Here is a 22,641-nt window from a genome sequence, read left to right on the forward strand (position 1 = left end):
CCCCTTTTTTTAACAAAGAAGTCCTACAAGCGCATGGCGGCGGGAGCCGGGGTCGTGCCGCGCGGCACGCCGCCGGTCGAGGCGGACAAGCTGCGCGAGGCAGTGGCCGCGGTGATGCGCCAGGCGGATTTCCGCGACCGCTTCCAGGCGCAAGGCCTGGTGATCCAGGCGCCGCGCCTCAGGCCAGCAAGGCCGGCATTTCCGCCGCCGCGAAATCCAGGAAACGCCGCAGGGCCAGCGGCGCGCCGCGGCGGGCGGGCATGACCGCGTAGATGCGCGCCGGGTCAGCGCGCCAGGCGGGCAGCAGTTGCGCCAGGTCGCCCCTGGCCAGGGAGCCGGCGCAGAGATAGTGGGGCAGCAGCGCCACGCCCAGGCCGGCGCGCGCCATCTCGCGCAGCGCCGCGAGGTTGCTGCTGAGGCAGCGGGGGCGGAATTCGATCGACTCGGCTTCGCCCGCGGGGCCGGTGAAATGCCAGCTTTGCGGGCTGTCCTGGGTGGCGTGGGCCAGCAGCGGCAACGCGCTCAGTTCGCGCGGATGGCGCGGCGCGGCCCGGGCCATCTCCGGAGCCGCCACCAGGATCAGCGGCACCGGCGCCAGTTCGCGCGCCACCAGCCTCGAATCCGTGAGCGAGGCGCCCTGGGCGCGGAAGGCCAGGTCATAGCCTTCGCCCACCAGGTCGATGATCTGGTCGCGGGTGTCCAGCAATACCCGCACGCCGGGGTGCTTCAGGCAGAAGCGCGACACCAATTCGCCCAGCAGGGACACGGCCAGGGCGGAGGGGGCGGTCATGCGCAGCAGGCCGCTGGGCGTGTCGCCCATCGCCGCCGCCAGGTCGAAGGCGCTGCGGGCCTCGCGCGCCATCGCCAGCGCATGCACGTAGATCTGCTCGCCCATGGGCGTGAGCGAGACGCGGCGGGTGTTGCGTTGCAGCAACCGCAGGCCCAGCCGCGTCTCCAGCTCGGCCACGCGCCGGCTGAGTTTGGAACGCTGCATATTGAGCACGCGGGCGGCGGCGGAGAAACCGCCTTTTTCCACTACCTCGGTGAAAAGCAGCAGGTCGTCGAGATGATGGATATAGGAATGCATGGGCCAGGTTGGGGAATTGTCCTGTAACGCAGGACAATTATTCCTGAAATTAGCGTCTACTGTGCCGGACGCGGAACCCATAAGCTCTGCGCCACCCAAAAATCCAGGCAGCAGCTCCTTGACCATCCGCCTCAGTCCGCCCGTGGCCAAGCCGTTCGAGCCCGCGGGCGACGCCTGTTCGTTCCGGCAATTCCGCCAACCCGATTTTCCGCGCGGCATGTCGCCGCTGGTGCTGGCGGAGCATTTCGTCATGACCGGCCCCAGCTTCGCGCCGCACCCCCACGCCGGCATGTCGGCCGTGACGCTATTGCTGGAAGACAGCCGCGGCGCCCTGCGCAGCCGAGACAGCATGGACAACGACCATGAGATCCGGGCCGGCGACCTGCATTGGACCGTGGCCGGACGCGGCGTGATCCACGATCAGCAGCCCGTGGGAGAGTCGCGCCTGAACGGGGTGCGGTTGTACGTCAACCTGCCGCAGCGGCTCAAGTCGCTGCCGCCCGAGGCCTCGTTGCTGCGCGCCTGGGAGATGCCGGTCCTGCAGGGCGACGCCGGCCGCGTGCGGGTGGTGTCGGGCCGCTACGATGGCTGGGAAGCGCCGCTGGCCACCCCCGAGCCGTTGTTGATCCTGGATGGCTGGCTGCGCCCGGGGGCGTCGCGGCTGGTGACGCTGCCGGCCGGCTGGAACGCCTGGCTATACGCGGTCCACGGCGAACTGGGAGTGCGGGCCCGCCACCAGATCACGGCGCCGGCGCGCCCGCCGGCGGATCTCGGGACGCGCCCGATGGCGCCGTTCCGGCCGCGCGGCCGGGGGGCGGTGGCGGACAGGCGCGTCCCCGATCCCGATTTCGCCATCCTGCCGCCGGGGGCGGCGCTGACGGCCACGGCGGATCGCGATGGGCTGCTGCAACTGCTGGCGGCCGGAGCGCCGGTTCATTTCCTCCTGGTGGCGGGGCGGGCCATCGACGAGCCCGTGATCCAGCGCGGGCCGTTCGTCATGGCGGACGCGCGGGCCCTGGGGCGGACCATGGCGGCCTACGAAGCCGGGGAATTCGGCCGACTGCGCGACCCGGCGGACCTGCCGGGTTGACGAGCCCCGCGGGCTGGGCGCAAGCCGGCGTCGCGGACAACCATCGGAAACTAATCGTTGTAAGCGAGCAACAAAGCTGTCGTCCATATTAAGGGACGCAATGAGAATGATTTCGTTTTATATAGAATCGACCCCGCACGATCTCAATCTCCCTTGGTGAACGGACTCCACAAGACCGGCATGGCCGGCTTTGCGGCAGTTCGAATGGCAAGCCGTTACCCCGCGTGACCCTCATCGGGATTGTTGCGATCCCTGCTTCCTGCGAAGCGCCCGCCTACCGATTCCCGATATGAAAATACGAACTCTTGCGTGCGTGGTTGCGGCCCTGCCGTACACCGCCCTCCATGCCCAATCCGCCGCGCCCGCCGCCGACGGCTCCGTCGTCTCCATGGAGGCAATCAAGGTCGAGGCCAGCGCCGACGCTTCGGCCGGCGGCCTGGCCCAGCCCTACGCGGGCGGCCAGGTGGCCCGCGGCGGCCGCGTCGGCGTGCTGGGCACGCAGGACATCATGAGCACGCCGTTCAGCATCACCAGCTACACCAACGAGCTGATCCAGGACAAGCAGGCGCGCAGCGTCGGCGACGTGCTGCAGAACGATCCGGGCGTGCGCGTGGCGCGCGGCTTCGGCAATTTCCAGGAGTCGTACTTCATCCGCGGCTTCATCCTCAGTTCGGATGACGTGGCCTACAACGGCCTGTACAGCCTGCTGCCGCGCCAGTACATCGCCACCGAACTGTTCGAGCGCGTCGAAGTGCTGCGCGGCGCGTCGGCCTTCCTGACGGGGGCGGCGCCCAGCGGCGGCGGCATCGGCGGCGTCATCAACCTGGTGCCCAAGCGCGCGCCCAACGAGCCGCTCACCCGCTTCACCACCGGCGTGTCCAGCGGCGGCCAGTTCTCCGTGTCGACCGACATCGCGCGCCGTTTCGGGCCGGACGACAGCACCGGTATCCGCCTGAACGTCGCCAACCGCAGCGGCGACACCGGCATCGATGACGAACATTCCCGCACCAGCCTGGTGTCGTTGGGCCTGGACTGGCGCTCGGCCGACACGCGGTTGTCGGCGGATATCGGCTGGCAGGAGAACAAGCTCAAGCGCGCGCGGCCGAACATTAGTGTTGTGGGCCTGAAGGACCATGTGCCCGATGCGCCTGATGCCAGTTCCAATTACGCGCAGCCGTGGTCGTACTCCAATGAACGCGATGTCTTCGGGACGATTCGCGCAGAGCACGATTTCAGCGACAAGCTTACCGGCTGGGCCGCCTTTGGTATGCGCCGTAGCGATGAGGCGAATTCGCTGGGCAACATCAATCTGACCAATGCCTATTCGGGCGCCAGCAATTTCTATCGCTTTGACAACACCCGCAAGGACAACGTCAATACGGGTGAGTTGGGGCTGCGTGCCAAGGTTCGGACGGGACCCGTGGGGCATGAATTCGTGGTGTCGGCGTCCTTCTTCGACTTGAAAACGAAGAATGCCTACATCATGGATGCAGGGAACAAGTTTCCGACCAATATCTACGATCCACAGTCATATGACAAACCGGCTTTCAGCGCGGGAGCGTCGCGGGGCAATGATATTGACGATCCTGCTCTTCAGGCGCGTACGCGGCTCAGCAGCTATGCACTCGGCGACACGTTGTCATTCCTGGACGACAAGGTGCTGCTGACGCTGGGCATTCGCCACCAGCGCCTGTCCTCGCGCAGCTATGCCTACAACACCGGCAAGGAGCAGGGCTCCTACGACGCCAGCCACAACTCGCCGGCCGCCGGCATTGTCTTCAAGGTGGCGCCGAGCGTGTCGTTGTATGCCAACTACATCGAAGCCCTGGTGGCCGGCGGTACCGCTCCGCTTAGGGCAAATGACAAGCCCGTGCCCAACGGCGGCGAGAGCCTGCAGCCTTACGTTTCCAAGCAAAAGGAAATCGGCGTCAAGTACGACGGCGGCGGCCTGGGCGCGGGCCTGGCGCTGTTCTCCACCGACAAGCCGCGCGCGGCCTATGACGCGTCCAATCGGTTCACCGCCTCCGGCAAGGACCGCCACCAGGGCATCGAGCTGACCGTGTTCGGCGAGCCGATCGACCGCGTGCGCGTGCTGGGCGGCCTGACCTTCCTGGACGCCAAGCAGCGTTCCACCGGCAACAGCGCCATCGACGGCAACCGCGTCATCGGCGTGCCGCGCTTCCAGGCCAACCTGGGCGCGGAATGGGACATCCCCGGCGTGCAGGGCCTGGCCGTGGACGGCCGCGTGGTCTACACCGGCGCCTCCTATGCGGACGACGCCAACACCCTCAAGGTGCCCGGCTGGACCCGCTTCGACGCCGGCCTGCGCTACATGATGGACGTGGACGGCCACGTGGTGACGCTGCGCGCCCGCGTCGAGAATATCGCCAACCGCAACTACTGGTCGTCGGTGGGCGGCTACCCGGGCAACGGTTACCTGGTGCTGGGCGGCCCGCGCACCTTCTCGCTGAGCGCCAGCATGGACTTCTGAGCGCGGATGCCCGCCGCCCGGCGGGCGCCGCGCAGGCCAGGAAAAGCAACGCCCCGGCGGTCTAGGTCATCAACCAGCCGCCCGCCACGTCCAGCACCTGCCCGGTCACGAACCGCGCCTGGTCCGAGGCGAAGAACAGGCAGGCGTCGGCCACTTCCTCGGGCGTGCCGAGCCGGCGCAGCGCGGTGACCTCGGCCACGGCGTCGTTGATCTCCTTGGGCACGCTTTTCAGCAGCGGCGTGCTGATGCGCCCCGGCGCCAGGCCGTTGACGGTGACGTCGTGCTCGCCCAGTTCCGCGGCCCAGTGGCGCGTCAGGCCCAGCAGCGCCGCCTTGGTGGCGGCGTAGTGCGCGGCGACGATGTCGCAATAGGCCTTGCCCGCCACCGACGACATGTTGATCACGCGCCCCTGGCGCTGGCGCACCATGTGCGGCGTGGCCAGGTGGGTCATGTAGAACACGCTGTTCAGGTTGACCGCCACCACCTTGTCCCATTCGCCCGGCGTCATCTCCCAGACCTTCAGCGCGCGGCCGTCGGTCTTGGGCGAGATGCCGACGTTGTTGACCAGGATGGTGGCGGGGCCGAGGTCGCGGGTGATGCGGTCATACGCAGCCTGGCACTGGTCGAAGTGCGAGACATCGGCGTGCACGAAGCTCACGGCATGGCCGCGCTTTTTCAGCTCCCTCTCATAGGCCTGGCCGCCCTGCGAATTGAAGTCGATCAGCCCGACCTTGCCGCCTTCGGCCAGGAAGCCCTCGACGATGGCCGAACCGATGCCGCCGACGGCGCCGGTGACGATGATGACCTGATCCTGGAAGCGCGCGCTCATGCCCGCACCTTCAACATGATCTTGCCGATGTGCCGGCTGCTTTCCATCAGCGCGTGGGCCTGGGCCGCTTCTTCCAGCGGGAACACCTGGTGGATCAGCGGCAGGCAGCGCCCCTGTTCCATCAGCGGCAGCACCTTGTCGGCCAGCGCCTGGGCGATGGCGCCCTTGTCTTCGTCCGAACGCGGCCGCAGGGTGGAGCCGGTGAACGACAGCCGGCGGGTCATGATGGGCAGGGCGTCGATTTCGGCCTTGCTGCCTTCCAGGAAGGCGATCTGCACCAGCCGGCCATTCACCGCCAGCAGGCGGAGATTCTTGTTGATGTAGGCGCCGCCAACCATGTCGAGGATCACGTCCACGCCCTGGCCGCCGGTGGCCTGGCGGACCTCCGCCTCGAAGTCGGTGTCGCGGTAGATCAGCGCGTGCTGCGCGCCGGCCTTCAGGCAGGCCTCGGCCTTCTCCTGGTTGCCCACCGTGGTCCAGACCTCGGCGCCGAAGGCGCGCGCCAGTTGGATCGCGGTCAGGCCGATGCCGCTGGAGCCGCCATGCACCAGGAACTTCTCGCCGGCCGCGAGGCGGGCGCGCTCGAACACGTTGGTCCAGACGGTGAAATAGTTTTCCGGGATGGCGGCGGCGGACAGCAGGTCCAGGCCGCGCGGCACCGGCAGGCAGTGGCGCTCGTCGGCCAGGCAGTACTGCGCGTAGCCGCCGCCGGGCGTCAGCGCGCAGACCCGGTCGCCAACCTGCCAGCGCGTGGCGTCGGGACCGACGGCGACGATGGTGCCCGCGACCTCCAGTCCCAGGTAGGGCGAGGCGCCGGGCGGCGGCGGATACGAGCCCGAGCGTTGCAGCACGTCGGGGCGGTTGACGCCGGCGTAGGCCACCTCGATCAGCACCTGGCGGCCGGCGGGCGCGGCCATCTCGCGTTCGGCCAGGCGCAGGCAATCGGGCGCGCCGCCGGTGCCGTGGTCGATGAATGTGCAGCGTAGAGACATGAATGCGGTCCTTCGGATTTCAGTGGCCCAGATAGGCCTTCTTGACATGGGGATCGGCCAGCAGCTCGGCGCCGGTGCCCGTGCGCACGATGGCGCCGTTCTCCAGCACGTAGCCGCGGTCGGCCAGGCGCAGCGTGCGGAACACGTTCTGCTCCACCAGCAGCACCGTGACGCCGTGGGACGTGACGTCGTGGATGATGTCGAACATCTGCTGCACCAGCAGCGGCGACAGGCCCAGCGAGGGCTCGTCGAACACTAGCAGCTTGGGATCGGCCATCATGCCGCGCGCGATCGCCACCATCTGCTGCTCGCCGCCGGACAGCGAGCCGGCGTACTGCCCCAGGCGCTCGCGCACCCGCGGGAAGATCCGCAGCACTTCCTCCAGCTTGCGCTGCACGATGGGGCGGGCGGCGCGCTTGTACGAGCCCATCAGCAGGTTGTCGCGCACCGTGAAGTGCGGGAACAACTGGCGGCCTTCGGGAATCATGGTGATCCCGGCGTCGACGATGTCGTAGGGCGTGCGGTTGGTCAGGTCGCGGCCCTCGAACTCGACCCGGCCGGCGGTGGCGGGAACCACGCCGCACAGCGTCTTCAGGGTGGTGGTCTTGCCGGCGCCGTTGGCGCCGATCAGCGTCACGATCTCGCCGGCATTGACCTCGAAGTTCAGGCCGTTGAGCACCTGGCTCTTGCCGTAGCCCGACGACAGATCCGAAACCTTAAGCATCCTGGTACTCCTTGCCCAAATAGGCCTCGATGACGGCGGGGTTCTCGACCACGTCCTTGGGGGCGCCGCTCACCAGCACCGCGCCTTCGTTCAGCACGATGATGCGGTCAGACAGCGCCATGGTGGCCTGCATCATGTGCTCGATCAGCAGCACCGACACGCCCGAATCGCGGATGCGGCGGATCATCTTGATCGACTTCTCGATGTCGGTGGGGTTCAGCCCCGCCATTACCTCGTCCAGCAGCAGGATGCGCGGCCGGATCGCCAGCGCGCGGGCGATCTCCAGCCGCTTCATGCCGCCTACCGTCAGGCTGCGGGCCTCGGTGTTCAGGTACTTGAGCAGGTCGGTTTCCTCGGCCACCTTGAGCGCGATCTGCTCGGCCTCCTCGCGGTCGGCGGTGCGGATGAAGGCGCCCAGCATGATGTTCTCCAATACCGTCAGGCCGGTGAACGGCTTGGCGATCTGGAAGGTGCGGCCCAGGCCCTGGTGCGCGAACTCGTCCGGCGTGCTGCACGAGACCCAGTTGCCCTTGGCGTCGACCATGGACACCGCGCCCTTGTCGGGCGACAGGAAGCCGGACAGCAGGTTGAACACCGTGGTCTTGCCGGCGCCGTTGGGGCCGATCATGCCCAGGATCTCGTACTGGTTCAGCGTCAGCGAGACATCGTTGGTGGCGCGCAGGCCGCCGAAGCTCTTGAACAGGTTCTCGGCCTTGAGCACCGGCTGCTCGCGCCGCGCCGCGTCGGTCGGACGGGCCGGTTCGACCAGTTGGCGCCGGGCGCGCGGCGTGCCCAGGTAGGGTAGGCGCGCCAGGGCGCGCTCGATGGCCGGACCGAAGGCGCCGGCCAGGCCGCGCGGGATGGTCAGCACCACCGCCACCAGGATCAGGCCGTAGATCAGCCCGTGCATGCCGTTGCCCACGCTGGACAGCCAGCCGCGCGCCAGCTCGGCGATTGGCAGCACCAGGAAGGTGCCGGCGATGGGGCCGGCCACCGTGCCCAGGCCGCCGATCAGCGCGAACATCGCCACCTGCACCGACAATTCCAGCGAGAAGGCCGAGCTGGGATCGACGAAGGTCAGGTAAGTGATGTGGAAGGTGCCGATCACGCTGGTCAGCATGGCCGACACCACCGCGGCGATGATCTTGACGCGCACCGTGTGGATGCCCACCGCCAGCGCCGCGTCCTCTCGCTCGCGGATGGCGATCAGGTAATGGCCGATGCGCGACTTGCGGATGTACCACGAGACCCAGGTCACCAGCAGGAACAGGCCGAAGGCGATGATCACGTAGTTGATCTTCTCGCGGAACACGATCCAGGCCCAGCCGATGTTCAGCGGCAGGCTGATGCCGCTGGAGCCGCCGGTCCAGCTTTCCTCGTGGATCACCAGCAGCCGCACCACTTCCAGGATGGCGATGGTGGCCAGCGCGAAGAACGGCCCGCGCAGCCGCAGCGTGGGATAGCTGATGATGATGGCCACGGCCGCCGAGATGGCCGCGCCCGCCAGCATGCCGAACCACGGCGAGATGCCGAAGTTCTGCGTCAGCAGGGTGGCGGTGTAGCCGCCGATGCCGTAGAACACCGCGTGGCCCAGCGACAACTGGCCGGCGTAGCCGCCGACGATGTTCCAGGCCACCGACAGCGCGGAAAAGACGAACAGCAGGACGAACAGGTTGGTCCAGAACGGCGTGCCCGTGACGACGGGCACGATGAACATGACGATCAGCAGAATCAGGCTGACGTAGGCTTTGGGGCTTCGAAAGTCGGGAAACACGTCTCGCTCCTTGTGGCTCTGATCACTCTGTGCCGACGCCGAACAGGCCGGTCGGACGCAGGACAAGGATCAAGAGGAAGATCCCGAAATAGACGACCTCTTTGAGGTCGGGGGCGATGTAGTAGCCGGCCAGCGTATCGACGATGCCGATGATCATGGACCCGGCCACCGCGCCGTACAGGCTGCCCAGGCCGCCCAGCACCACGATCACGAAGGCGGTCAGCACGAAGTACGTGCCTACTGTCGGGAACACCGGATACTGAGGCGCCAGGAGGCCCGCGGCGATGCCGACGAAGGCGGTGCCCAGGCCGAAGGCGATGGCGTAGACGTTGTTGACATTCACCCCCATCAGCGTGGCGGCGTAGCGGTGCTGCGCCACCGCCCGCAGCGCGCGGCCCAGGTAGGTGCGGTGCATGAACAGGTGCAGCAGCACGGCCAGGCTCAGGCCGACCACGAAGGTCACCAACTGGCCGGTGACCATGGAGTAGTTGCCGACGTCCAGGGTGCTGGTGCCCAGTTGCACCGGGGCGCGGAACACGTTGGCGCCGAAGATCACCAGCGCCAGGTTCAGCAGGATGGTGGACACGCCCACCGTGGCGAAGATCTGGATGTGCTGGTCGGCGTTGAGCAGCGGCTGGATGATGCCCTTCTGCGTCAGCGCGCCCAGCGCGAACAGGATGACCGCCACCGGCACCAGGCCGATGTACGGGTGCACGCCGAACTGCGCCGCGATCAGGTAGACCGCGTACATGCCGATCATCAGGAATTCGCCATGCGCGAAGTTGACGACGCGGACCACGCCGAAGATCAGCGTCAGCCCCAGGCTGATGATGGTGTAGGCGCCGCCCAGCAACAGGCCGTTGATGACCAGTTGAATGAAGATATCCATGGTGCAACCTCTTGGAACGGGGCGCGTCCCGGCCGCGCGCCGTCGCCGGCGGGGCCGGGGCCGCGGGCCCCAGTGAAACGCCGGACGCCCCCGAGCGTCCGGTTTGCTGGCTTGCCGTGCCGGGCCTGCCCGATGGCGGCCCCGGCGTCCTATTTCTTGAAGACGGGCTTGCCCAGCGCGAGGTTGTCAGGCGCGATGGTGACCAGCTTGCCATCCTGCCACTGCATCACGTAGAAGGTCGAGGCGTTGTTCTGGCCGTCCTCGCCGAAGTCGAAGGCCCAGCCGTTGGCGGTCTGGCCGGCCGGCTTCTTGTACGCCAGCACGGCCGCGCGGATCTTGTCCTTGTCGGTGGACTTGGCGTTGGTGATGGCTTCGAAGAAGGCCTTGGCGCCGACATAGTTGGTCAGGCTGTGGCCGGACTGCGGGTCGCTCTTGTAGGTGGTCTTGTAGGCTTCCAGGAACTTGTCCAGGCCGGGCGCGCCGGCCGGATTGATGGACGCCTGCGGGAAGTCCAGGTCGAACACGCCGTTCATGTCGGCGCCCACGGCCTTGGCGGTGTCGGCCAGCGAATAGCCGCCGCCGGCGCCGATCACCACCTTGGGCTTGAAGCCGGCGGCGCGCGCCTGGCTGAAGTACAGGATGGCGTCGTTCTGGTAGGCGGTCTGCAGCACCACGTCGACCTTGGCGCCCTTCAGGCGCAGGATCAGCGAGGACAGGTCGACCGTCTTGGCCGAATAGGGCAGCACCTCGGCCACGGTGTAGCCCAGTTCCTGGGCGCGCTTTTTCTCGGTGGCGGCCACGTCGGTGCCGTAGGGGCCGTCCTCGTGGATGATGCCGATGCGCACTTCCTTCGGGTTCAGGCCCATGCCCGGCCCGATGATGTCGTGCAGCGCGTTGACCACCGACACGCCGTACAGCGCGGTGTTGGGGTTGCTGCGGAACAGGTACTTGTAGCCGCGCGTGGTGATCTTGTGGGCGGTGGCGCCCAGCTCGAAGTAGGGCACGCCGGCCAGCTCGGTCACGGGCGAGGCCGCGTACGAGATGCCCGAGGCGTAGCTGCCGAACACGCCGACCACGTTCGATGAGATCAATCGCTTGGTCTCGGACACCGCCTGGGTCGGGTCGACCGCGTCGGCCTTGATGATCTGGATCTTCTCGCCGTTGATCCCGCCGGCGGCATTGATTTCGTTGACGGCCAGCTCCAGGCCGCGATAGCTCTCCTGCCCCAGCAACGCCAGCGCGCCGCTGAACGGGAAGAGGGCGCCCACCTTGATGTCGGCCGCCGCGGTGCCGCTGGCCATGACGCCGCACAGGCCCAGCGCGATGGCGAATTGTTTGATCTTGAACACTGTCTACGCTCCTTTGTGGGTTTGGATGCGGACTGTTGTCTGAGTCGTCCGTCTGTTTTTGAATATATGATATATGCGCCGGCGGGGTGTGAGAACCTCGTCCTGGATTCTAGTGCCGGACTTGGCCGGCTGAATCGGGGATTTCCCTCAAGCCGCATGAATAAAGCGTTTGCGGGCAGTTTTCGCCTGCGTGACAGGTCAAATTCCGCTGTCCGGGCGCTGTTTCGCGGACCTTTTCATGGCTGCTTTGCTGGCAAGAAAGTTCCCCTTTGAATCATATATCCTATATGATCAAAAGGCGTTTGAGCATAAGAATCCAGGAGACAAAGAGCATGTTCGAGGAAGTGGATTTCGCCGGAAAAAAGGTACTCATCACCGCCGGCGCCGATGGACTGGGCCTGGAAATGGCGCAGGTGTTCCACCGCGCGGGGGCGTCGGTGCTGGTGTGCGACGTCAACCGCGAGCGGCTGGCCGCGCTGCCGGCCGAATTGCCCGGCGTGCGCGCGGTGCATGCCGACGTGTCGGATGAAGACAGCGTGGCCGCCCTGTTCGATGCCGTGCGCCAGCAGTTGGGCGGCCTGGACATCCTGGTCAACAACGCCGGCGTGGCCGGCCCCACGGGTTTCGTCGAGACCTTGTCCAAGGCCGACTGGGACCGCACCCTGGCGGTCAACATCACCGGCCAGTTCCTGTGCGCGCGCCAGGCCATCCCGCTGCTCAAGCAGTCGCGCGCCGGCGTCATGATCAACCTGTCGTCGGCCGCGGGCCACCTGGGCTTTGCCGGACGCTCGGTCTATTCGGCCTCGAAGTGGGCGGTGATCGGCTTCACCAAGTCGCTGGCGATCGAGCTGGGCGGCCACGGCATCCGCGTCAACGCCATCCTGCCGGGCGCGGTCGAAGGCCCGCGTATCCGCGCCGTGATCGAGGCCAAGGCCAGGACGCTGGACAAGCCGGTCGAGGAAATCGCCGCGCTCTACGAGAACCAGGCCGCGCTGGGCCGCATGGTCACGGCGCGCGACATTGCCAACATGGTGCTGTTCAACGCCAGCGAGGCCGCCCGCAGCGTCACGGGGCAGGCCATCGTGGTGGACGGCTTCACGCAGAAGCTCTACTGATGGCGGCCGATCCGCGGCGGCGCCACGCCGCCATCATCGGCACCGGCCTGATCGGCCAGGCCTGGGCCATCGTGTTCGCGCGCCAGGGCTGGCAGGTGCGGCTGTACGACGTCGACGCCGCCATGCTGGCCGAGGCCGGCGCGCTGATCCGGCGCCAGCTCGATGCATTGCAGGCGCACGGCCTGCTGCGCGACGCGGCGGCGGCCGCCGCCCGCATCGAAGTGGCGGCCAGCCTGCCCGAGGCGCTGGCCGGCGCCCGCTACATCCAGGAGAACTCGCCCGAGCGGCGGGATCTGAAGCGCGAGCTGTTCGCGCGACTGGACGCGGCGGCCGATCCCGACGCCATCATCGGCAGTTCCACGTCCAGCATTCCCGCCAGCGAATTCACCGAAGGCCTGCCCGGCCGGGCGCGCTGCCTGGTGGCGCATCCGGTCAATCCGCCGTACCTGATCCCGGTGGTGGAGCTGTGCCCGGCGCCCTGGACCAGCGAGGCCGCCATGCAGGCGGCGCGCGACATCATGCTGGACATCGGCCAGAAGCCGGTGACGATGCGGCGCGAGATCGAGGGCTTCATCCTCAACCGCCTGCAGGGCGCGCTGCTGCACGAGGCCTTCCGCCTGGCCGCCGCCGGCATCGCCAGCGCCGAGGACATCGATACCACGGTCAAGGACGGCCTGGGCCTGCGCTGGTCGTTCATGGGGCCGTTCGAGACCATCGACCTGAACGCGCCCGGCGGCCTTGCCGACTACTGCGCGCGCTACGGCGGGCTGTACCAATCCATCGGCGCCAGCCAGCGCGAACCCGTGCCCTGGGACGGCGCGCTGGTCGAGGCCCTGGCGGCCGAACGGCGCGGCCTGCTGCCCGCCGAAGACCTGACGACGCGCCGCTACTGGCGCGACGAACAACTGATGCGCCTGATGCGCCACAAGCAACAGCAAGACAACGGAGACGAAAATGGCTAAGCCGAAACAGAAGGTCGTGATCACCTGCGCCGTGACGGGCGCCATCCATACCCCCAGCATGTCGCCGCACCTGCCGGTGACGGCCGACGAGATCGCCGAGGCCGCCATCGGCGCGGCCCGCGCCGGCGCCGCCGTGCTGCACCTGCACGCGCGCGACCCGGAAACCGGCAAGCCGTCGCAGGACCCGGCGCTGTTCGAGCCGTTCCTCAAGCGCATCAAGGCCGAGACCGACGCCATCATCAACATCACCACCGGCGGCAGTCCGCACATGACGGTGCAGGAACGCATGCGGCCGGCCACCACCTTCAAGCCGGAGCTGGCGTCGCTGAACATGGGCTCGATGAACTTCGGCCTGTTCCCGATGCTGGGCCGCTTCCAGGACTTCAAGCATGAGTGGGAGCGCGAGCACCTGGAGAACAGCCGCTCGCTGATCTTCCGCAACACCTACCAGGACATCGAGTCGATCCTGGAGCTGGGCAACGCCAACGGCACGCGCTTCGAGTTCGAGTGCTACGACATCAGCCACCTGTACAACCTGGCGCATTTCGTCGACCGCGGCCTGGTGAAGTCGCCGCCGTTCATCCAGTCGGTGTTCGGCATCCTGGGCGGCATTGGCCCGCACCCCGAAGACCTGATGCACATGAAGCGCACCGCCGACCGCCTGTTTGGCAACGAATACGAATGGTCGATCCTGGGCGCCGGCCGCAACCAGATGCCGCTGGCCACCATCGGCGCGGCCATGGGCTCGAACGTGCGGGTGGGTCTGGAGGATTCGCTGTGGATCGGGCCGGGCCAACTGGCCGAGTCGAACCGCTCGCAGGTCGAGCGCATCCGCACCATCCTGGAGGCGCTCAACCTGGAAGTGGCCACGCCCGCCGATACCCGCGCCAAGCTGGGCCTGAAGGGCGGCGACAACGTGGCTTTCTGACGCCAGGCCGGGCAAGGGCGTGCGCGCCGCCGCCGGATTGATGCCCCTGCCGATGGCGCGGCGCGCGGCCCGCCGGATGCGGGTCGCGGCGCTCCCGGGCGCCGCCCGCGGGACGCCGCCAGCGCGAGCGGCGGGGCGTCAGGCGTGGCGGCGCAAGGCGGCGACGAGGGTCTTGATGTCCAGCGGACGATCGAAATTGGCGGCATGGCGCGCGGCCAGCGTCAGCTCGGCCGCGCGCGCCAGTTCGGCGTCGGACGGCGCGGCCGCGCCCAGCGCCGCCAGCGTGGTGGGCAGCCCCACCTGTTCGTACCACTGCGTCAGCGTGGCCAGCATGCCGTCCTGGCGCGCCTCCAGGTCGAGCTGCACCAGCAGGCCGACGGCCACCTGCAGGCCGTGCGGCGCGCTGGCCAGGCCGGCGATCTTCGGCAGGCCGCGCGTCAGGGCGTGGGCGATCGACAGGCCGCCGCTCTCGAAGCCCAGGCCGCTCATCAGGATCATGGCTTCCACCACCCGCTCGAAGGCGGGCGTGGGCTGGCCGCTGCCGGCCGCCGCCAGCGCGTCGGCGCCGTCGGCCAGCAGCGTGCGCAGGCAACCGTCGGCGATCAACTGGGCGGTCAGCGGCGGGACGCCGTCGTACATGTTGCGTCCGCCGTTGCGGGCGCATTGTTCGGCTTCGAATTTCTTGGAGATGGCGTCACCCAGGCCGGCGCGGAAGAACGCCGCGGGCGCGGTGGCGATGACGGCGGTGTCGACCAGCACGATGGTGGGGTTGAACAGCATGTGCTCGACCGCCAGGAGGTTGTGATGGGCGTCGTACAGCACGTAGTTCTTGCTGGTGGGGGCGTCGTTGGAGGCCACCGTGGGCACCGTGACCAGGTGGCAGTGCTCGGCCTTGGCCACCGCCTTGCCGGCGTCCAGCGCCTTGCCGCCGCCCACCGCGATCACCATGTCGACGCCGGCGGCCGCGGCCTGCGCGCGCAGCGCCGCGATCGATTCGGGCGTGATGTCGCCCTCGACCGGCAGGGCCGTCAGCGCCACGCCGTGGGCGCCGCACAATGCCTCGATTCTCGGGCCCAGCACGCCCTGCACGTAGCGGTCGATGACCAGGGCGGCGCGGCGGCCAAACAGGGCGGCGTATCCGCCCAGCGCGTCGAGCGCGCCGGCTCCCTGGATGTAGCGGCCGGGAGCGCCGAAAATCTTCAGCATCGAGTCTTCCTATTTGCGAGGCCCGGGCGGGCGGTAGTCGAGTTCTTTTTCGCGTTCGACCAGCCAGTCGATCATGATCTTGCCGCCCCATACCAGGTCGGCCTGGATCGCCTTGGTGGCGGCTTCGGGGTCGCGCGCTTCCAGCGCGGCCAGCACGGCCTCGTGGCGGTGTTCGTCCTGGGAGTAGTCCAGCCCGGCCGTCTTGATGTGGAACACCTTGAGGATCGGGCCGGTGATGACCCAGAACGATTCCACGGTGTTGCGCAGGATGGGCTTGTTGCTGGCTTCCAGGATGCCGAAGTGGAACTTGCGGTTCAGGTAGCTGGCGCGCTTGGGGTCGGTCGAGGTGCAGGAGATGAAGTCCTTCTGCAGCGCGATCAGGTTGTCCAGTTGCTTGCGCGTGATGTTCCTGGCGGCCTCGGCCGCGCCCATGCCTTCCAGGTGGAAGCGGATCTGCTGGATCTCGCGCAGCTTTTCCGAGTTGACATAGGGCACGTAGACCGCGGTGGCGGCCTGCATTTCCAGGCCCTGTTCGCTGATGAGGCGGAAGATCGCCTCGCGCACGGGCGTGATCGAGACGCCCATTTCCTGGGCCAGCTCGCCAATGATGAGGCGCTCTCCGGGTTCGTACTGCCCGTTGATCAGGGCGTTACGGATCTCGTTGTAGACCTTGACGGAGAGGTTCTCTTTTTTTACCGGTTTAAGGCTGGGCATGACGGTCGAGGCTTGGGTTCGATGGAATGGCGGAGGCCGTGAAACGGCGCCCGGCTGAATTCTATCCCGCCCTGGCCAATTCAAGCGCGATGGGTATATTATATATCATATATTCTGATAAGCGAAGGAGACGCCATGCGCCAGGACCGGGGAGACCCAAGCGAAGACGAGGTCCGGATGCTGCGGGAAAAGGCCCGCCACATCCGGTTGGAGACCATCAGGCTGATCGAGATCGCCAAGGTCGGGCATTACAGCTCGGTCTTTTCGTGCGCCGAGATCTTTGCCGCCCTGTATTACGACGTGATGCGGCTGCGGCCGGGCGAGCCTGGCTGGCCGGATCGCGACCGCTTCCTGATGGGCAAGGGCCACGCGGCCGTGGGCCTGTTCCCGGTGCTGGCCGACCACGGTTTCATTCCGCATGAACTGCTGGACGGCTACACCAGCCTGGGCAGCCCGCTGGGCGACCATCCCGACATGACCAAGGTGCCGGGCGTCGATTTCAGTTCCGGCTCCATCGGCCATGCGCTCTCGAACGGCGCCGGCATGGCGCTGGGCGGCCGCATGAGCCAGCGCGATTTCAACGTGTTCGTGATGCTGGGCGATGGCGAGATGCAGGAAGGGCAGGTGTGGGAGGCCGCGTTGTTCGCCGCGCACCACAAGCTGTCGCGCCTGGTGGCCATCATCGACCGCAACGGCTACCAGCTCGACGGCAAGGTCGACGACGTGATCGGCGTGGAATCGCTGCGCGACAAGTGGCAGGCCTTTGGCTGGGAGGTGCACGAGGTCGACGGCCATGACCTGGCGGCGCTGACCGCGCTGCTGCGGCGGCTGCGCGCGGACGAGGCGCGCGCGCGGCCGGCCTGCGTCATCGCCAAAACCATCAAGGGCAAGGGCGTTTCCTATATGGAGACCGAACCCGGCTGGCATCTGGGCTACCTGGCGCCGCAGGACGCGCAGGCCGCCATCGACGAAATCATGACCCGCGAGATCTGAATGGCACAGGCACAGACGCTTTCCCCCGATTCCTGGCAGTACCGCGCGCTGAACGCGGTGAACCCCGGGCTGTCGTATCTTTCCGACGCGCTGATCGACCTGGCGCGGGCCGGGCATCCGGTGGTGGCCGGCTCGGCAGACCTGCAGTATTCCAACGGCCTGAACCGCTTCGCCTCGGCCTATCCCGACCGCTACGTGCAGTTCGGCATTTCCGAGCAGAACATGGTGTCGGCGGCGGCCGGCCTGGCCACCACCGGCGCGATGCCGTTCGTGGCGACCTTTGCCTCGTTCCTGGGCCTGCTGTGTTGCGAGCAGATCCGCATGGACGTGGCCTATACCAAATTGCCGGTGCGGCTGATCGGCCATCACACCGGCATCAGCCTGGGTTTCTATGGCGCCTCGCACCACGCCACCGAGGACATCTCGACCATGCGCGCCATCGCCGGCCTGACCGTGGTGTCGCCGGCCGACGGGCCGCAACTGGCCGCCGCCATCAAGGCCTCGGTGGACTGGCCCGAGCCGATCTATTTCCGCATCGGCCGCGGCCGCGACCCGCAGGTGTACGAGGACGGCGCGCCGTTCGCGTTCGGCCGCGCCATCGTCCACTCAACCGGCAGCGACCTGAACATCATCGCCTGCGGTATCACGCTGCACGCGGCGCTGGAAGCGGCCGCCCGGATGCGCGAGGACGGCCTGTCGGTGGGGGTGATCGACATGCCCACCATCAAGCCGCTGGACCGCGAGGCGGTGCTGGCCGCGGCTGGCCAGGCGCGCGCGCTGCTGACGGTGGAGGAACACAATGTGATGGGCGGCCTGGGCTCGGCGGTGGCCGAGGTGCTGGCCGATGCCGGCAGCGGCACGCGGCTGCGGCGCCATGGCATCTATGACGAATACAGCCTGATCGCGCCGCCCACCACGCTGTACGCGCACTACCAACTCGACGGCGCCGGCATCGAGGCGGTGGCGCGCGGACTCATCGCGCGATAGGGCGTGCCAGCATTCACGGGCGCCGGCCACCGGCGCCCCGACAAGGAGACAGAGCAATGAAGGAAATCAGCGGCAACACCCGCCTGTTCGGCATCCTGGCCGACCCGATCTACCACGTCAAAACCCCGCAGCGCCTGAACGAGCATTTCGCGCGCATCGGCTTTGACGGCGTCTGCGTGCCGTTCCATGCGCGGCCCGACAACCTGGCCGAGGTGGTGGCCGGGCTGCGCCGGCTGGAGAACCTGGGCGGCCTGATCGTCACCATGCCGCACAAGGCGGCGATCCTGGCCCTGGCCGACGAGGCCACGCCGGTGGCGCGCAAGATCGGCGCGGCAAACGTGGTGCGGCGCGAGGCCGATGGCCGCCTGGTGGCGCACATGCTGGACGGCGAGGGCTTCGTGCGCGGCCTGCGCACGCACGGCGTGGCGCCCGAGGGCAAGCGCGCCTATCTGGCCGGCGCCGGCGGCGCGGCCAACGCCATCGGCTTCGCGCTGGTGCAGGCGGGCGTGTCGCGGCTGACCATTGCCAACCGCACGCCGGCCAAGGCCGAGGACCTGAGGGCGCGCATCCTGTCGCTGCATCCCGGGGCCGACATCACGGTCGGCACGGCCGATCCGTCCGGCCATGACCTGGTGGTCAACGGCACCTCGCTCGGCATGAAGCCGGACGACGCGCTGCCGCTGGACGCGGCGCGGCTGACGCCCGATCAACTGGTGTGCGAGGTCATCATGCAGCCGGCCGACACGCCGCTGCTGGTGGCGGCGCGGGCGCGCGGCTGCAAGGTGCACTACGGCGCGCCGATGCTGGCCGGGCAGATCGAGCTGATGGCGGAAATGATGGGCGTGGCGCCGGCCGCGCAACGCTGAGGCGCGACGGACGAGACGATGGGCGACTACGACTTCATTATCGCGGGCGGCGGCACCGCCGGCTGCATCCTGGCCAACCGCCTGACGGCCGACGGCCGCCACCGGGTGCTGATGCTGGAAGCCGGGCACGAGGCGCGCAGCATGTGGATCTCGATCCCGGCGGGCTTTTCCAAGCTGTTGGTGAACCCGGACTACAACTGGCGCTTCGCCACAGAGCCGGAGGACAACGTCTACGGCCGCACCATCGCCGTGCCGCGCGGCAAGGGCCTGGGCGGTTCGACGCTGATCAACGGCATGATCTACGTGCGCGGCCGGCCGCAGGACTACGACGGCTGGGAGGCCGCCGGCGCCACCGGCTGGGGCGGCGGCACCGCCGAGCGGGTGTTCCGCAAGATTGAATGTTATGAGCCCGGCGGCGAGACCCGCGGCAAGTCCGGGCCGATGCACCTGGAGGAAGTGGCCGAGCGCTTTCCACTGTCCGACGCCTTCCTGCGCGCGGCGCAGGAGGACGGCCTGCCGCTCAACCCGGACTACAACGCCGGCCGTCAGGATGGGGTCGGCTACTACCAAGTGGTGCAGCGCCACGGCCGCCGCTGGAGCGTGGTCGACGGTTACCTCAAGCCCGCCGCCGGCCGCAAGAACCTGACGGTGGAATGCGGCGCGCACGTGACGCGGCTGTTGTTCGAAGGCAAGCGTTGCGTCGGCGTGGCCTACCGCAAGAATGGCCAGGAGTTCACCGTGCGGGCGCGGCGCGAGACGCTGCTGTGCCTGGGCGCGGTGCAGTCGCCGCAACTGCTGGAACTGTCGGGCGTGGGCAATCCCGCGCTGCTGCAATCCTTCGGCATTCCGCTGGTGCACGCGCAGCCGCAGGTGGGCGAGAACTACATCGACCACTTCGCCACGCGCATGAACTGGCGGGTCAGGAACACCGTGACGCTCAACGAGATGTCGCGCGGCTGGCGCCTGGCGCAACAGGTGGCGCGCTACTACACCCGCCGCAAGGGCATCCTGACGCTGGGCACGGGCCTGGTGCACGGCTTCGTCAAGAGCGCGCCGGACCTGCCGGCGGCCGACGTGCAGTACTTCTTCGTGCACGCCAGCTACGCCAACGCGGCTGAGCGCATCCTCGACCGCGAGCCGGGCATGACCATCGGCGTGGCGCAACTGCGGCCGGAGTCGACGGGTTCCATTCACATCAAGTCGCCCGATCCCTTCGCCGCGCCGTCGATTCGTCCCAACTTCCTGTCCGCGCAGATCGATCGCGACAGCCTGGTGGGCGGCATGCGGGTGGCGCGGCGTATCGTGCAGCAGCCGGCTCTGCGGCGCTATATCGAGCGCGAGATGAGTCCGGGGCCAGACGTGGACAGCGACGAGCAATGGCTGGACTTCGCGCGCCGCAACGGCCAGACCATCTATCACCCGATCGGCACCTGCCGCATGGGCTCGGATGGCGGCGCGGTGACCGATCCGCGCCTGCGGGTCAACGGCATCGACGGCCTGCGGGTGGTGGACGCCTCGGTGATGCCGAAGATGGTGTCGGGCAACACCCAGGCGGCGGTGATGATGGTGGCCGAGCGCGGCGCCGAGATGATCCTGGAGGATGTTGCGGCGGCGTGACGGAGGGCGACCTCGAAGGAGAAGTCCGCGCCGGGTGCGCGGGCCGGCGCGGTTTGCGGGGCGGCCGCCGTCCGCCGCGCGCCCTCAGCCGTGGCGGCTGCGGTGCAGCGTCAGCTTGCCGATGCGGTCCCAGTCCCAGGCGATGCCCAGGCCCGGATCTTCGGACGGAATGGCGCGGCCGTTCTCGATGCGCATGCCGTGCTCGGTCACCATGTCCAGTTGCGGGATGTATTCCAGCCAGCGGCTGTTGGGCACCGCGCAGCACAGCGCCACGTGGATCTCCATCAGGAAGTGCGGGCACACCGGCACGTTGTAGGCTTCGGCCATGTGCGCCACCTTGAGCCACGGCGTGATGCCGCCGATGCGGCCCACGTCCACCTGCACGATGGAGCAGGCCTCGCTCTGCAGGTAGTCCTTGAACTGCGACAGGCTGTAGAGCGATTCGCCCACGGCGATGGGCAGGGTGGTGGACTGGCTCAGGCGGCGATGGGCCTGCACGTCGTCGGCGTGGATGGGCTCCTCGAACCAGGCCAGGTCCAGCGGCTCGAAGCAGCGCGCGCGGCGGATCGCCTCGGGCAACGAGAAACCCTGGTTGGCGTCGGTCATGATGTCCCAGTCCGCGCCGACGGCGGCGCGCACCGCGGACAGCCGCGCCACGTCCTCGGCCACGTGCGGCCGGCCGACCTTGATCTTGGCCCCGCCGAAGCCGGCCTCGCGCGCCTTGAGCGCCTCTTCCACCAGTTGCGGCGGCGCCAGGTGCAGCCAGCCGCCCTCGGTGGTGTAGAGCGGAATGTCCGCCTTGGCGCCGCCCGCCAGCCGGTGCAGCGGCAGCCCGGCGCGGCGCGCGCGCAGGTCCCACAGCGCGGTGTCGATGGCGGCCAGCGCGATCGAGGTCAGCGCGCCCACGGTGGTGGCGTGCACGCGGTACATCAGGTCGCGCCAGAGCTGTTCGATGTCGTCAGCCTCGCGGCCCAGGAGCAGCGGCGCCAGGTGGTCGTCCAGCAGCCGGATCACGGACGAACCGCCGGTGCCGATGGTGTAGCTGTAGCCGGTGCCGGTGACGCCATCGGCGTCGGTGATGCGCACGATCGGCGTTTCCTGGCGCTCGAAGCTCTGCACGGCGTCGGTGCGCCTGACCTTGGGCTGCAGGTCGACCTGCAGGATCTCGACGGAAGCGATGCGGGCCATGGGTTCTCCTGGGTCAGCCGCCGACCTTGCCGACTTCCTGCGGCAGGTCGACGCCGTGGAACTGCTTGTAGATGGTGTTGAGCTCGCCGCTCTTGAGATTGGCGCGCACCCAGGCGTCCAGCTTGTCCTTGAGCGCCGGCTCGTTCTTGCGCAGGCCGATCGCCAGCATGTTCAGGCGCATCACGAACTTCGATTCCATCTGCTTGGCCGGCGCCTTGTCGTTGATGGTGCGCAGCAGGGCCGGCGCGGTGGCGAAGATGTCGGCCTGGCCGCTGACCACCGCGGTGATCGAGGTGGCGTCGTCGTCGAAGCGGATGATCTGCGCGTCCTTGGGGGCGATCTTGGTCAGCTCGGTGTCGTTGGTGGTGCCGCGGGTGGCGATGACCTTCTTGTTGGACAGGTCGGCCGCGCTGGTCAGCTTCATGTCCCTGGGCGCGCCGACCACCGCCAGGATGGCGGCATAGGGCACCGAGAAGTCGATGACCTTCTGCCGTTCGGGCGTGACCGACATGCTGGAGATGACGATGTCGGCCTTGCCGGTCTGCAGGAACGGCACGCGGTTGGCGCCGGTGGTGGGCACGATCTCCAGGGTCACGCCCAGGCCCTTGGCCAGCAGGCGCGCGGTCTCGACGTCGGAGCCGGTGGGGTTGAGCGCGGCATCCTTCATGCCGTAGGGCGGCACGCCCAGATCGATGGCCACGCGCAGCTTGCCGGCCTTCATGATGTCGTCGAGCTGGTCGGCGAGGGCGGCGCCGGACAGGGCCAGGCCGCCGATCAGGGCCAGGCCGGCGAAAGCGGCGCGCAGCCGCGGCGGGAATACGGACTTGTTCATGCGGGTTG

At 68.2% G+C, this 22,641-nt stretch carries 20 protein-coding genes; 9 read left to right on the plus strand and 11 right to left on the minus strand.

The annotated features are described in order from the left end of the window. Positions 1 to 178: 178 nt before the first annotated feature. On the minus strand, positions 179 to 1,087 hold the full coding sequence (locus HV783_RS14865) for a LysR substrate-binding domain-containing protein (RefSeq protein ID WP_116791868.1): 909 nt from the start codon (positions 1,085 to 1,087) through the stop codon (positions 179 to 181). Between the two features lie 118 nt (positions 1,088 to 1,205). Here HV783_RS14865 and HV783_RS14870 point away from each other — a divergent pair, with 118 nt between their 5' ends. Then, positions 1,206 to 2,177 (plus strand): pirin family protein, encoded by a 972-nt coding sequence (locus HV783_RS14870; protein WP_175189392.1) that lies wholly within the window; start codon positions 1,206 to 1,208, stop codon positions 2,175 to 2,177. A 289-nt stretch (positions 2,178 to 2,466) separates the two neighbouring features. After that, on the plus strand, positions 2,467 to 4,668 hold the full coding sequence (locus HV783_RS14875; protein WP_054503012.1) for a TonB-dependent receptor: 2,202 nt from the start codon (positions 2,467 to 2,469) through the stop codon (positions 4,666 to 4,668). Between the two features lie 61 nt (positions 4,669 to 4,729). Here HV783_RS14875 and HV783_RS14880 read toward each other — a convergent pair whose 3' ends face one another. The 6 genes from HV783_RS14880 to HV783_RS14905 form a co-directional block, all read right to left on the minus strand. Continuing rightward, positions 4,730 to 5,497: an SDR family oxidoreductase gene (locus tag HV783_RS14880; RefSeq protein ID WP_054503011.1), complete on the minus strand. Its 768-nt coding sequence runs from the start codon at positions 5,495 to 5,497 to the stop codon at positions 4,730 to 4,732. Beyond that, the gene (locus HV783_RS14885) at positions 5,494 to 6,489 is read right to left on the minus strand and encodes an NAD(P)H-quinone oxidoreductase (protein WP_175189393.1); all 996 of its coding nucleotides are present in this window, start codon (positions 6,487 to 6,489) and stop codon (positions 5,494 to 5,496) included. Before HV783_RS14885 ends, HV783_RS14880 begins: the two co-directional genes overlap by 4 nt. Before the next feature lie 19 nt (positions 6,490 to 6,508). Then, positions 6,509 to 7,213, minus strand: a complete 705-nt coding sequence (locus HV783_RS14890; RefSeq protein ID WP_175189394.1) for an ABC transporter ATP-binding protein — start codon at positions 7,211 to 7,213, stop codon at positions 6,509 to 6,511. Beyond that, a complete protein-coding gene (locus HV783_RS14895; RefSeq protein WP_144654738.1) occupies positions 7,206 to 8,987 on the minus strand; it encodes a branched-chain amino acid ABC transporter ATP-binding protein/permease in 1,782 nt (593 codons plus the stop codon). Before HV783_RS14895 ends, HV783_RS14890 begins: the two co-directional genes overlap by 8 nt. 22 nt (positions 8,988 to 9,009) lie before the next feature. Further along, positions 9,010 to 9,876: a branched-chain amino acid ABC transporter permease gene (locus HV783_RS14900; RefSeq protein WP_006387153.1), complete on the minus strand. Its 867-nt coding sequence runs from the start codon at positions 9,874 to 9,876 to the stop codon at positions 9,010 to 9,012. A 149-nt stretch (positions 9,877 to 10,025) separates the two neighbouring features. Further along, complete coding sequence (locus HV783_RS14905; RefSeq protein ID WP_374700852.1) at positions 10,026 to 11,177, minus strand: ABC transporter substrate-binding protein; 1,152 nt, start codon at positions 11,175 to 11,177, stop codon at positions 10,026 to 10,028. A 380-nt stretch (positions 11,178 to 11,557) separates the two neighbouring features. On the opposite strand from HV783_RS14905, the gene HV783_RS14910 reads away from it, so the two are divergent. The 3 genes from HV783_RS14910 to kce are packed head-to-tail and all read left to right on the plus strand — an operon-like array spanning position 11,558 to position 14,230. Next, the gene (locus HV783_RS14910; RefSeq protein ID WP_026383327.1) at positions 11,558 to 12,340 is read left to right on the plus strand and encodes an SDR family oxidoreductase; all 783 of its coding nucleotides are present in this window, start codon (positions 11,558 to 11,560) and stop codon (positions 12,338 to 12,340) included. Further along, the gene (locus tag HV783_RS14915; protein ID WP_116791864.1) at positions 12,340 to 13,302 is read left to right on the plus strand and encodes a 3-hydroxyacyl-CoA dehydrogenase; all 963 of its coding nucleotides are present in this window, start codon (positions 12,340 to 12,342) and stop codon (positions 13,300 to 13,302) included. Before HV783_RS14910 ends, HV783_RS14915 begins: the two co-directional genes overlap by 1 nt. After that, a complete protein-coding gene (kce, locus tag HV783_RS14920) occupies positions 13,295 to 14,230 on the plus strand; it encodes a 3,5-dioxohexanoate:acetyl-CoA acetone transferase (RefSeq protein WP_054417316.1) in 936 nt (311 codons plus the stop codon). Before HV783_RS14915 ends, kce begins: the two co-directional genes overlap by 8 nt. A gap of 138 nt (positions 14,231 to 14,368) precedes the next feature. On the opposite strand, the gene HV783_RS14925 is transcribed toward kce, so the two are convergent. After that, positions 14,369 to 15,436 carry a glycerol dehydrogenase gene (locus tag HV783_RS14925; protein WP_049073028.1) on the minus strand — a complete coding sequence of 356 codons (1,068 nt, stop codon included), beginning with the start codon at positions 15,434 to 15,436 and terminating at the stop codon, positions 14,369 to 14,371. Positions 15,437 to 15,445: 9 nt separating this feature from the next. Continuing rightward, positions 15,446 to 16,150, minus strand: coding sequence for a GntR family transcriptional regulator (locus HV783_RS14930; protein ID WP_006387160.1), 705 nt, complete (start codon positions 16,148 to 16,150; stop codon positions 15,446 to 15,448). 177 nt (positions 16,151 to 16,327) lie between these two features. Between HV783_RS14930 and HV783_RS14935 the strand changes: the two genes are divergently transcribed. From HV783_RS14935 to HV783_RS14950, 4 genes are read left to right on the plus strand one after another with little or no spacing between them, the layout of a single operon-like run. Beyond that, complete coding sequence (locus tag HV783_RS14935; RefSeq protein WP_175189416.1) at positions 16,328 to 17,143, plus strand: transketolase; 816 nt, start codon at positions 16,328 to 16,330, stop codon at positions 17,141 to 17,143. Then, complete coding sequence (locus HV783_RS14940) at positions 17,144 to 18,130, plus strand: transketolase family protein (protein ID WP_175189395.1); 987 nt, start codon at positions 17,144 to 17,146, stop codon at positions 18,128 to 18,130. It abuts the gene before it with no gap. A gap of 56 nt (positions 18,131 to 18,186) precedes the next feature. Beyond that, positions 18,187 to 18,996: a shikimate dehydrogenase family protein gene (locus HV783_RS14945; RefSeq protein WP_054503003.1), complete on the plus strand. Its 810-nt coding sequence runs from the start codon at positions 18,187 to 18,189 to the stop codon at positions 18,994 to 18,996. 18 nt (positions 18,997 to 19,014) lie between these two features. Further along, complete coding sequence (locus HV783_RS14950; RefSeq protein ID WP_175189396.1) at positions 19,015 to 20,613, plus strand: GMC family oxidoreductase; 1,599 nt, start codon at positions 19,015 to 19,017, stop codon at positions 20,611 to 20,613. Positions 20,614 to 20,697: 84 nt separating this feature from the next. Here the strand turns inward: HV783_RS14950 and HV783_RS14955 are convergent, their stop codons facing one another. After that, positions 20,698 to 21,801: a mandelate racemase/muconate lactonizing enzyme family protein gene (locus HV783_RS14955; protein ID WP_175189397.1), complete on the minus strand. Its 1,104-nt coding sequence runs from the start codon at positions 21,799 to 21,801 to the stop codon at positions 20,698 to 20,700. Positions 21,802 to 21,814: 13 nt separating this feature from the next. Beyond that, a complete protein-coding gene (locus HV783_RS14960; RefSeq protein WP_175189398.1) occupies positions 21,815 to 22,633 on the minus strand; it encodes a transporter substrate-binding domain-containing protein in 819 nt (272 codons plus the stop codon). Between the last annotated feature and the right edge of the window lie 8 nt (positions 22,634 to 22,641).

Source organism: Achromobacter dolens (genome assembly GCF_902859745.1).
Classification (GTDB): Bacteria; Pseudomonadota; Gammaproteobacteria; order Burkholderiales; family Burkholderiaceae_B; genus Achromobacter; species Achromobacter dolens.